This window comes from Serratia sp. CY33802, from assembly GCF_052169095.1.
GTDB lineage: Bacteria > Pseudomonadota > Gammaproteobacteria > Enterobacterales > Enterobacteriaceae > Serratia > Serratia bockelmannii.
On sequence record NZ_JBJNLL010000001.1, the window covers coordinates 184,039 to 195,630 of the forward strand.

The 11,592-nt window shown below is 57.6% G+C and carries 9 protein-coding genes; all 9 read left to right on the forward strand.

Annotated elements, in window-relative coordinates; genetic code table 11:
- The first annotated feature begins 667 nt into the window (after window positions 1-667).
- The 9 genes from lrhA (at window position 668) to nuoI (ending at window position 11,585) form a co-directional block, all read left to right on the forward strand.
- Window positions 668-1,612 carry a transcriptional regulator LrhA gene (gene lrhA, locus ACJ8HA_RS00955; RefSeq protein ID WP_025303664.1) on the forward strand — a complete coding sequence of 315 codons (945 nt, stop codon included), beginning with the start codon at window positions 668-670 and terminating at the stop codon, window positions 1,610-1,612.
- 708 nt (window positions 1,613-2,320) lie between these two features.
- Window positions 2,321-2,758, forward strand: a complete 438-nt coding sequence (gene nuoA, locus ACJ8HA_RS00960; RefSeq protein ID WP_025303663.1) for an NADH-quinone oxidoreductase subunit NuoA — start codon at window positions 2,321-2,323, stop codon at window positions 2,756-2,758.
- 15 nt (window positions 2,759-2,773) lie between these two features.
- The gene (locus ACJ8HA_RS00965) at window positions 2,774-3,448 is read left to right on the forward strand and encodes a NuoB/complex I 20 kDa subunit family protein (protein WP_004936039.1); all 675 of its coding nucleotides are present in this window, start codon (window positions 2,774-2,776) and stop codon (window positions 3,446-3,448) included.
- Between the two features lie 96 nt (window positions 3,449-3,544).
- Window positions 3,545-5,341, forward strand: a complete 1,797-nt coding sequence (gene nuoC, locus ACJ8HA_RS00970) for an NADH-quinone oxidoreductase subunit C/D (RefSeq protein ID WP_025303662.1) — start codon at window positions 3,545-3,547, stop codon at window positions 5,339-5,341.
- Between the two features lie 2 nt (window positions 5,342-5,343).
- The gene (nuoE, locus tag ACJ8HA_RS00975; protein WP_004936034.1) at window positions 5,344-5,895 is read left to right on the forward strand and encodes an NADH-quinone oxidoreductase subunit NuoE; all 552 of its coding nucleotides are present in this window, start codon (window positions 5,344-5,346) and stop codon (window positions 5,893-5,895) included.
- Window positions 5,892-7,238 carry an NADH-quinone oxidoreductase subunit NuoF gene (gene nuoF / locus ACJ8HA_RS00980; protein ID WP_442515159.1) on the forward strand — a complete coding sequence of 449 codons (1,347 nt, stop codon included), beginning with the start codon at window positions 5,892-5,894 and terminating at the stop codon, window positions 7,236-7,238. Before nuoE ends, nuoF begins: the two co-directional genes overlap by 4 nt.
- Window positions 7,239-7,315: 77 nt before the next feature.
- Window positions 7,316-10,054 (forward strand): NADH-quinone oxidoreductase subunit NuoG, encoded by a 2,739-nt coding sequence (gene nuoG, locus ACJ8HA_RS00985; RefSeq protein WP_049234003.1) that lies wholly within the window; start codon window positions 7,316-7,318, stop codon window positions 10,052-10,054.
- Window positions 10,051-11,028, forward strand: coding sequence for an NADH-quinone oxidoreductase subunit NuoH (nuoH, locus tag ACJ8HA_RS00990; protein WP_025303661.1), 978 nt, complete (start codon window positions 10,051-10,053; stop codon window positions 11,026-11,028). The genes nuoG and nuoH overlap by 4 nt, the downstream gene beginning before the upstream one ends.
- 14 nt (window positions 11,029-11,042) lie before the next feature.
- Window positions 11,043-11,585: an NADH-quinone oxidoreductase subunit NuoI gene (gene nuoI, locus ACJ8HA_RS00995; RefSeq protein WP_025160170.1), complete on the forward strand. Its 543-nt coding sequence runs from the start codon at window positions 11,043-11,045 to the stop codon at window positions 11,583-11,585.
- Window positions 11,586-11,592: the final 7 nt, after the last annotated feature.

Below are 11,592 nucleotides of genomic sequence, written 5' to 3' on the forward strand. Positions count from 1 at the left end.
TATAATTTTACTAGGGTTTTGTTCTGTTAAATCAAGCGTCGATAAACGAGACGTGCCGGCGATCGCGGCCGGCAGCAGTGAACTGATAAGCCGAAAGGGAGAATAGGCTTCAATAAACTGTAAAGGAACGATAATACCGGAGTAGTCTGATAGCGGGGTGTCGGTTCGCGCACCACACTAAGGAAAATGACATATTTACATTAGCTTTACTTTATATTTTACCTTAAGCATTGTTTATGTGGTTATAAGATTATTATTTAAAGCAAAAATCTTAATGATTGAATTTATTAAATTCATTGAGTAGTCACACGAAGTCGGTACCGTTAATTATTTATCTTTTTTGCTCTGGAATGCAGTCTGAAGGCCGGTTGATAAGGGTTCTCAGTAGCACGAATGGAGTGGAAATCAGGCAGTATGAATGAGTAAAATCTCAGGTTCGGTGGGGGTTTTCCCTTTTCACCGGTATTCAGTCCCCCGCGTTCTATAAGCACCATCGATAGATCGCATTTTAAAAAGCGATAGAGGTAACGAATCATAAGTAATTTTTTTGCCCTCCACTTATGAGTGGGGTACTGTCATAACAGGCGCCGTCCTTTTCAACGGCGTCTGAGAAACACACCAGGGTAGTAGTTCGTAAATTAGAATTTAAAAAAGTGAAGAATACACTATGACAACTGCAAATCGTCCGATACTTAATCTCGACCTCGATCTGCTAAGAACCTTTGTTGCGGTTGCTGATTTGAATACCTTCGCCGCGGCGGCTGTTGCCGTTTGCCGTACTCAATCAGCCGTCAGTCAACAAATGCAGCGATTAGAGCAACTGGTCGGCAAAGAACTGTTTGCCCGCCATGGGCGCAACAAACTCCTGACTGAGCATGGTATTCAGCTTCTCGGTTATGCCAGGAAGATCCTGCGCTTTAACGACGAAGCCTGTACCTCGCTGATGTACAACAATATAAAAGGTGTTCTGACCATCGGTGCTTCCGACGACACCGCCGATACCATTCTGCCTTTCCTGTTGAACCGCGTGACCGCCATCTATCCGAAGCTGGCCATTGACGTGCGCGTAAAGCGCAGTACGACGATGGTTGATCTGCTGGAAGAGGGCGAGATCGATCTGGCGGTGACCACGGCGGATCCGGCCGGGCACCCGCACATCGTGCTGCGCACGTCGCCGACGCTGTGGTATTGCGCCGCCGATTATCACTATCAGGCCGGCGAACCGATCCCGCTGGTGGTAATGGATGAGCCAAGCCCGTTCCGCGCGCTGGCGATTAAACAGTTGGACGAAGCCGGTATTCCGTGGCGTATCGCCTACGTCGCCTCCACGCTGTCCGCGGTGCGGGCGGCCTGTAAAGCCGGCCTGGGCGTGACCGCACGGCCGATCGAGATGATGAGCCCCGATCTGCGGGTGCTGGGCGCGGTGGAAGGTTTGCCGCCGCTGCCGGATACCCAGTATGCGCTGTGCAAAAACGCGCAGTGCAGCAACGAGCTGGCGATGGCCATCTTCAGCGCGATGCAGGGTGGCAATGACGGCTATGGCTTCAACGGTGCGGAAGGCGGTCTCCAGAGCGATCAGGATGACGCCAGCCTGGTGGACGAAGAAGAATAACGTCGCGGCGCGATATCTGATGAAAAACCTCTGCTTCGGCGGAGGTTTTTTTTGCCCTTTTTTTACCTAAAAATTTATTTATATGTATTTGGCTTGTATTTTCAATTGAGTTGGCTGTTTTGTTAACTTTTAAGCGTTAATGAAAAGAGAGTTTGGCCGGGTTTAATACGCTAAGTTCGTTTTTTGAGCAATAAGATTGAATGGGTTAAAGGCATGGTAATAGCAGGGGTATTTTGTTAGCTTATAGCGGCCGTTTTTGCGGCTCAATTTGAGGAAAATTGTTAAAGGGCCACACTTTTTTTGAGGATTTATGCTGAAAACGTGTCCTGGATCAAAAAAATACCCCTAGGTAGTGAGTGGAAGAACAGGGAATTCCTGAGACAATGGTATAGTAAAACTGAAATGTGCATGTTGGTTTATATCTATCTGTTTCTACACAAAAATTAACTGACACGATTTAGCCTGTCCCTGGCGCATCAAATGTTAATCAAATGATACGTATGTAAACTAGTGTGTAGATACTTTTGTCAAAGTTGACAAAAGGTTATAGAAAGGAGTAAAAAGCCCACAGAAAAACGCTGCCTAACTCGCTGTAAAAGCAGTTTGTTTGTGTGGTTATTTATCCTTCCCTTAAATCGATGTGGCGCACTAACTGCCGGTGACAAGAGCAGTGCGATCGACGCCACTTTTGATGAGTAAGCATAGAGTATGTCAACAACCACTGAAGTTATCGCTCATCACTGGGCGCTCGCCGTATTTCTCGTTGTGGCTATCGGGCTCTGCGGCTTAATGCTGCTGGGCGCGTTCTTCTTGGGCGGGAGAGCCCGGGCGCGCGCCAAACACACCCCGTTTGAATCAGGCATCGACTCGGTCGGCACGGCGCGCATGCGCTTGTCCGCCAAGTTCTACCTGGTGGCCATGTTCTTCGTTATTTTCGACGTTGAAGCCTTATACCTGTATGCCTGGTCGGTCTCGGTTCGCGAGAGCGGTTGGGTAGGCTTTATCGAAGCCGCCATTTTCATTTTGGTGCTATTGGCCGGTCTGGTTTATCTGGTGCGCATCGGCGCGTTGGATTGGACTCCGGCGCGTTCCCAACGCCGCAGCAAACCGAGCACGATCACTAACACCAACAGTCATCCGCAGTAACAGCGAGGCATTAAGATGGACTATACGCTCACCCGCATAGACCCGAACGGTGAGAACGACCGTTATCCCCTGCAAAAACAGGAGATCGTCGCCGATCCCCTGGAACAACAGGTCCACCGCACGGTTTACATGGGTAAACTCGAACATGCGCTGCATGACATGGTGAACTGGGGGCGTAAAAACTCTATTTGGCCGTATAACTTCGGCCTTTCGTGCTGTTACGTGGAGATGGTGACGTCGTTTACCGCCGTTCACGACGTGGCGCGTTTCGGTGCGGAAGTGTTGCGCGCCTCCCCGCGTCAGGCTGACCTGATGGTGGTGGCCGGTACCTGTTTCACCAAGATGGCCCCGGTCATCCAGCGCCTGTACGAGCAGATGCTGGAACCGAAGTGGGTGATCTCGATGGGCGCCTGCGCCAACTCCGGTGGTATGTACGACATCTATTCCGTGGTGCAGGGCGTGGACAAGTTCCTGCCGGTCGACGTGTACATTCCCGGCTGCCCACCGCGTCCGGAAGCCTACATGCAAGCGCTGATGCTGCTGCAGGAATCTATCGGCAAAGAACGTCGCCCGCTGTCGTGGGTTGTCGGCGATCAGGGCGTTTACCGCGCCAATATGCAGTCTGAAAGAGAGCGTAAACACGGCGAGCGCATCGCGGTGACCAACCTCCGGACGCCTGACGAGATTTAAGACGTTCATTTAACGTCCATCTTAGTGCGCTATTGGTTAACACAGCGAAAAGTGAAACTTGCGGCGAATAACCCTTTAGTGTGGTGAAAAAAAATTATGACAGATTTGACGACGCACGACGCCTTGCCTGCCTGGCAGACCCGAGATCACCTTGACGACCCGGTGATCGGCGAACTGCGCAACCGTTTTGGGCCGGAAGCCTTTACTGTTCAGGCCACCCGTACCGGCATGCCCGTGGTATGGGTTAAACCTGACCAGTTACTGGAAGTAATGACGTTCCTGAGAAAACAGCCGAAGCCGTATGTCATGCTGTTCGATCTGCATGGCGTGGACGAACGTCTTCGCACCCACCGCGACGGCCTGCCCGCTGCGGATTTCTCCGTTTTCTACCATCTGATTTCCATCGAGCGCAACCGCGACATCATGCTGAAGGTGGCGCTGTCTGAAAAAGACCTGCACGTGCCCACGGCGACCAAGGTATTCCCGAACGCCAACTGGTATGAGCGCGAAACCTGGGAAATGTTCGGCATCACCTTCGACGGCCACCCGCACCTGTCGCGCATCATGATGCCGCAGACCTGGGAAGGGCACCCGCTGCGCAAGGACTACCCGGCGCGCGCCACCGAATTCGATCCTTTCGTGCTGACCAAGCAGAAAGAAGATCTGGAGATGGAAGCGCTGACCTTCAAGCCGGAAGACTGGGGCATGAAGCGCGGCACCGAGAACGAAGACTTCATGTTCCTCAACCTCGGCCCGAACCACCCGTCTGCGCACGGTGCGTTCCGCATCATTCTGCAGCTGGACGGCGAAGAGATCGTCGACTGCGTGCCGGACATCGGTTATCACCACCGCGGCGCCGAGAAGATGGGCGAGCGTCAATCCTGGCACAGCTACATTCCGTACACCGACCGCATCGAGTATCTCGGCGGCTGCGTGAACGAAATGCCTTACGTGCTGGCGGTCGAGAAGCTGGCCGGCATTAAGGTGCCTGAGCGCGTCGACACTATCCGCGTGATGCTGTCCGAGCTGTTCCGTATCAACAGCCACCTGCTGTATATCTCCACCTTCATTCAGGACGTCGGCGCGATGACCCCGGTGTTCTTCGCCTTTACCGACCGTCAGAAAATCTACGATCTGGTGGAAGCGATTACCGGCTTCCGTATGCACCCGGCCTGGTTCCGCATCGGCGGCGTCGCGCACGATCTGCCGCGCGGTTGGGATCGCCTGCTGCGTGAATTCCTCGACTGGATGCCGAAACGTCTGGATTCTTACGTGAAAGCGGCGCTGAAGAACAGCATCCTGAAAGGCCGTTCCATCGGCGTAGCGTCTTACAACGCCAAGGAAGCGCTGGAGTGGGGTGTGACCGGTGCCGGCCTGCGTGCTACCGGCGTTGAGTTCGACGTGCGTAAATGGCGTCCTTACTCCGGCTATGAGAACTTCGACTTCGAAGTGCCGGTGGGCGACGGCAACAGCGACTGCTACACCCGCGTGATGCTGAAGGTGGAAGAGCTGCGCCAGAGCCTGCGTATCCTCGAACAGTGCCTGAACAACATGCCGGAAGGCCCGTTCAAGGCCGATCACCCGCTGACCACGCCGCCGCCGAAAGAGCGCACGCTGCAGCACATTGAAACGCTGATCACCCACTTCCTGCAGGTTTCCTGGGGCCCGGTGATGCCAGCCAACGAATCATTCCAGATGATTGAAGCCACCAAAGGGATCAACAGCTACTACCTGACCAGCGACGGCAGCACCATGAGCTACCGCACCCGGGTACGTACGCCGAGCTTTGCGCACCTGCAGCAGATCCCATCGGTCATCCGAGGCAGCCTGGTTTCCGACCTGATCGTCTATCTGGGTAGTATCGATTTTGTAATGTCAGATGTGGACCGCTAACTATGCATGATCAAAAAGACAATCACGCAGTCAACGATGCGCTCGAGCCCATCAATGCAGCCGCTCCTCAGAGCGGCGTTGATGCATTTGTACTGAGCGCGGAAGAACGTGATGCGATCGAGCACGAAAAGCACCATTACGAGGATCCGCGCGCCGCTTCCATCGAAGCACTGAAAATTGTGCAGAAGCAGCGCGGCTGGGTTCCGGACGGTGCGATTTACGCCATCGCGGAAGTGCTGGGCATCCCCGCCAGCGACGTAGAAGGCGTGGCCACGTTCTACAGCCAGATTTTCCGTCAGCCAGTAGGACGTCACGTGATCCGTTATTGTGACAGCGTTGTTTGTCACATCACCGGTTACCAGGGCATTCAGGCCGCTATCGAGAAGAAGCTGAACATCAAGCCGGGTCAAACCACTTTTGATGGCCGCTTCACGCTGCTGCCGACCTGCTGTCTGGGCAACTGCGATAAAGGGCCGACCATGATGATTGATGAGGACACTCACAGTCAGTTGAAGCCTGAAGATATCGAGACGCTACTGGAGCAGTATCAATGACCAAGCACATTGTACGCACTCCCGAAACGCATCCGCTGACCTGGCGTCTGCGCGATGACAAGCAGCCGCTGTGGCTGGACGAATACCGCAGCAAAAACGGCTATGCCGGCGCAGAAAAGGCCCTCAAAGGCCTGGCCCCGGACGAGATCGTCGGCCTGGTGAAAGACTCCGGGCTGAAGGGCCGTGGCGGCGCGGGCTTCTCCACCGGTTTGAAGTGGAGCCTGATGCCGAAAGACGAATCCATGAACATCCGTTACCTGCTGTGTAACGCCGATGAGATGGAGCCGGGCACCTATAAAGACCGTCTGCTGATGGAGCAGCTGCCGCACCTGCTGGTGGAAGGCATGCTGATCTCCGCGTTCGCGCTGAAAGCCTACCGCGGTTACATCTTCCTGCGCGGCGAATATATCGAAGCAGCGGCGCATCTGCGTCGCGCCATCGCGGAAGCCACCGAAGCCGGCTATCTGGGCAAGAACATTCTCGGCACCGGATTTGATTTCGAGCTGATCGTGCACACCGGCGCCGGCCGTTACATCTGCGGCGAAGAAACTGCGCTGATCAACTCGCTGGAAGGCCGCCGCGCCAACCCGCGTTCCAAGCCGCCATTCCCGGCCAGTGCCGGCGTCTGGGGCAAGCCGACCTGCGTCAACAACGTCGAAACGCTGTGCAACGTGCCGGCCATTTTGGCGAACGGCGTGGAGTGGTACACCGGCATCTCCGGCAGTGAAGACAAAGGCACCAAGCTGATGGGCTTCTCCGGCCGGGTGAAAAATCCGGGCGTCTGGGAGCTGCCGTTCGGCACTACCGCGCGCGAGATCCTGGAAGACTACGCCGGCGGCATGCGCGACGGTCTGCGTTTCAAAGCCTGGCAGCCGGGCGGCGCGGGCACCGACTTCCTGACCGCCGATCACCTCGACCTGCCGATGGAATACGGCGCGATCGGCAAAGCCGGCAGCCGTCTCGGCACCGCGCTGGCGATGGCGGTAGACCACGAGATCGGCATGGTGCCGCTGGTGCGTAACCTGGAAGAGTTCTTCGCCCGCGAGTCCTGCGGCTGGTGTACGCCATGCCGCGACGGCCTGCCGTGGAGCGTGAAGATCCTGCGTGCGTTGGAAAACGGCGAAGGGCAGCCGGGGGATATCGAAACCCTCGAACAGCTGTGCCGCTCCCTCGGCCCGGGCAAAACCTTCTGCGCCCACGCGCCAGGTGCCGTAGAGCCACTGCAAAGCGCGATTAAATATTTCCGTGAAGAGTTCGAGGCGGGTATCGCCGTGCAGCACTTCGGCAACGCCCATGCGATTTGCGGCATTCAGCCGAACAATCTGCTGAAGCAGCGCTGGTAAGCCGAACTCGCCCGAACACGGCCAGAATTTTTGATTAACGCCTGCCGCAAGGCAGGCCACTTGGAAGCATGCTGACTATGGCTACGATTCATGTAGACGGCAAAGAGTATGAGGTAGACGGGGCGGACAACCTGCTGCAGGCTTGTCTTTCCCTCGGCCTTGATATTCCTTACTTTTGCTGGCATCCGGCGCTGGGAAGCGTCGGCGCTTGCCGCCAATGTGCGGTAAAGCAATACCAAAACGCGGAAGATACGCGCGGCCGTTTGGTGATGTCCTGTATGACCCCGGCATCCGATGGCACCTTCATCTCCATCGATGACGGCGAAGCGAAGCAGTTCCGTGAAAGCGTGGTCGAGTGGTTGATGACCAACCACCCGCACGATTGCCCGGTCTGTGAAGAAGGCGGTAACTGTCACCTGCAGGATATGACGGTAATGACCGGCCACAGCTTCCGCCGCTACCGCTTCACCAAGCGTACCCACAACAACCAGGAGCTGGGGCCGTTTATCTCGCACGAGATGAACCGCTGCATCGCCTGCTACCGCTGCGTGCGTTACTACAAAGACTATGCGGACGGCACCGACTTCGGCGTGTACGGCGCGCACGACAACGTCTACTTCGGTCGCCCGGAAAGCGGCACGCTGGAAAGCGAGTTCTCCGGCAACCTGGTGGAAGTGTGCCCGACCGGCGTCTTCACCGACAAAACGCACTCCGAACGCTACAACCGTAAATGGGACATGCAGTTCGCGCCGAGCATTTGCCAGCAGTGCAGCATCGGCTGTAACACCAGCCCGGGCGAGCGCTATGGCGAGCTGCGCCGTATCGAAAACCGTTACAACGGCAGCGTGAACCACTACTTCCTGTGCGACCGCGGCCGTTTCGGTTACGGCTACGTCAACCAGAAAGATCGTCCGCGTCAACCGCAGCAGCTGCGCGGCGATGACTGGATCACCCTGAACGCCGAGCAGGCGATGCAGGGCGCGGCGGACATCCTGCGTCAGGCGAAGAAAACCATCGGCATCGGCTCCCCGCGCGCCAGCCTGGAAAGCAACTTCGCGCTGCGCGAGCTGGTCGGCGCCGAGAACTACTACACCGGTATCGCTCAGGCGGAGCAATCACGCCTGGCGCTGATGCTGAACGTGCTGAAGAACGGCGGCGTTCATACGCCGGCGCTGCGTGAGATCGAAGATTACGACGCGGTGCTGGTGCTGGGCGAAGACCTGACGCAAACCGGCGCGCGCATCGCGCTGTCCGTGCGTCAGGCCGTCAAGGGGAAAGCCCGCGCGATGGCGGCGGCGCAGCGCGTTGCCGACTGGCAGATCGCGGCGGTGCAGAACATCGGCCAGCACGCCAAGTACCCGCTGTTCACCACCAACGTCGACAACACTCGCCTGGACGACATCGCCGCCTGGAACTACCGCGCGCCGGTTGACGAGCAGGCGCGCTTCGGCTTCGCCATCGCGCACGCGCTGGATAGCGCGGCACCGGCGGTAAACGATCTGGCCGAAGGCCTGAACAAGAAAGTCGATATCATCGTGCAGGCGCTGACCGGCGCACGCAAACCGCTGATCATTACCGGCAGCAACGCCGGCAGCGAAGCCATCATCGAAGCGGCGGCCAACATCGCCAAAGCGTTGAAGGGTCGCGGTTCCGATGTCGGCATCACCTTCGTGGCGGGCGCCGCCAACAGCATGGGCCTGGCGATGATCGGCGGCGGTTCGCTCGATCAGGCGCTGGAACAGCTGGCGAGCGGCGCAGCCGATACCGCCATCGTGATGGAAAACGATCTCTATCGCCATGCGCCGGCGGCGCAGGTGGACGCAGCGTTGGCCAAGGTCAACAACCTGATCGTCGCCGATCACCAGCGCACCGCGATCATGGACAAAGCCAACCTGATCCTCTCCTCGGCCAGCTTTGCCGAGAGCGACGGTACGCTGATCAACCAGGAAGGCCGCGCGCAGCGCTTCTTCCAGGTATACGATCCGGCTTACTACGACGACGCCAAGAAGAATCAGTTCACCGTGATGCTGGAAAGCTGGCGCTGGATGCACTCGCTGCACTCCACCTACACCAGCCGCCATGTGGACTGGACTCAGCTCGATGACGTGATCGCCGCTTGCGTCGCCGCGTTGCCGCAGCTGCAGGGCATCGTCGATGCCGCGCCGGACGCGACGTTCCGCATTCGCGGTCAGAAGCTGGCGCGTTCGCCGCACCGTTCCAGCGGCCGTACCGCCATGCGCGCCAACATCAGCGTGCACGAGCCGCGTCAGCCGCAGGATAAAGACACCATGTTCGCCTTCTCGATGGAAGGGAACAACAGCCCGCTGGCCGATCGTCAGCAGATCCCGTTCGCCTGGGCGCCAGGCTGGAACTCACCGCAGGCATGGAACAAGTTCCAGGCCGAAGTGGGCGGCAAACTGCGCCACGGCGATCCGGGCGTGCGCCTGATCGAAGCGGGGGAGGGCAGCCTCGGTTACTTCGACCGCGTGCCAGCCGCCTTCAATCCGAACGACGGCTGGCGTGTCGCGCCTTACTACCACCTGTTCGGCAGCGATGAAATGTCGCAGCGCTCTCACGTGATCCAGCAGCGCATGCCGGAAGCTTACGTGATGGTCAACCCGGCCGACGCGGCGACCCTTGGCGTCAACGCGGGCAGCCTGGTGGAGTTCAGCTGTGCGGGCCAGACCTTGCGTCTGCCGGTACGTCTGAGTGAAACCCTGACCCAGGGCCAGGTTGGTTTGCCGCTCGGCTTGCCAGGGATCCCGCCGATTTTGGTGGGTGCTAAGGTAGACAATCTGCGGGAGGCAGCACGATGAGCTGGTTTACCCCTGAGGTGATCGACATTCTGATCGCCGTTCTTAAAGCGGTCGTGATCCTGTTGGTGGTCGTGGCGTGCGGGGCGTTCATGAGCTTCGGCGAACGCCGCCTGCTCGGCCTGTTCCAGAACCGTTACGGACCGAACCGCGTAGGCTGGGGCGGCTCGCTGCAGCTGGTCGCCGACATGATCAAAATGTTCTTCAAGGAAGACTGGGTACCGAGATTCTCCGACCGGGTGATCTTCACCCTGGCGCCGATGATCGCCTTTACTTCCCTGTTGCTGGCATTTGCCATCGTTCCGGTCAGCCCGACCTGGGCGGTGTCCGATCTCAACATCGGCATTCTGTTCTTCCTGATGATGGCCGGCCTGGCGGTGTACGCCGTGCTGTTCGCCGGATGGTCGAGCAACAACAAATACTCGCTGTTGGGCGCGATGCGCGCCTCCGCGCAAACCCTGAGCTACGAAGTGTTCATCGGCCTGTCGCTGATGGGCGTGGTGATGCAGGCGGATTCGTTCAACATGCAGGCCATCGTTGAATCCCAGGCGCACGTCTGGAACGTCATTCCGCAGTTCTTCGGCTTCGTGACCTTCGCGATCGCCGGCGTGGCGGTGTGTCACCGCCACCCGTTTGACCAGCCGGAAGCCGAGCAGGAACTGGCCGACGGTTACCACATCGAATATTCCGGCATGAAGTTCGGTCTGTTCTTCGTGGGGGAATACATCGGTATCGTCACCGTGTCCGCCCTGATTGTGACGTTGTTCTTCGGCGGCTGGCAGGGTCCGTTCCTGCCGCCATTCATCTGGTTCGCGTTGAAAACGGCCTTCTTCATGATGATGTTCATCCTGATCCGTGCCGCGCTGCCGCGTCCGCGTTATGACCAGGTGATGTCCTTCGGCTGGAAAGTGTGCCTGCCGCTGACGCTGCTGAACCTGCTGGCAACCGCCGCGGTCATTTTGTACAACGCTCAATAAGGGGTGAATAAACCATGACATTGAAAGAGTTAGTGGTTGGTTTCGGCACCCAGGTGCGCAGCATTTGGATGATTGGCATGCATGCCTTCGCCAAGCGCGAAACCCAGATGTATCCGGAAGAACCGGTTTACCTGCCGCCGCGCTACCGTGGCCGCATCGTGCTGACGCGCGATCCGGACGGCGAAGAGCGCTGCGTCGCCTGTAACCTGTGTGCGGTGGCCTGCCCGGTCGGCTGTATCTCGCTGCAAAAAGCGGAACAGAAAGACGGCCGTTGGTATCCGGAGTTCTTCCGCATCAACTTCTCGCGCTGCATTTTCTGTGGCCTGTGCGAAGAGGCTTGCCCGACTACCGCTATCCAGCTGACGCCGGATTTCGAACTGGGTGAGTACAAGCGTCAGGATCTGGTGTACGAAAAAGAAGATCTGTTGATCTCGGGGCCGGGTAAATATCCGGAATATAACTTCTACCGGATGGCCGGTATGGCGATTGACGGCAAAGCCAAAGGCGAAGCCGAAAACGAAGCCAAACCGATCGACGTCAAAGGTCTGTTGCCCTAAGGAGCCA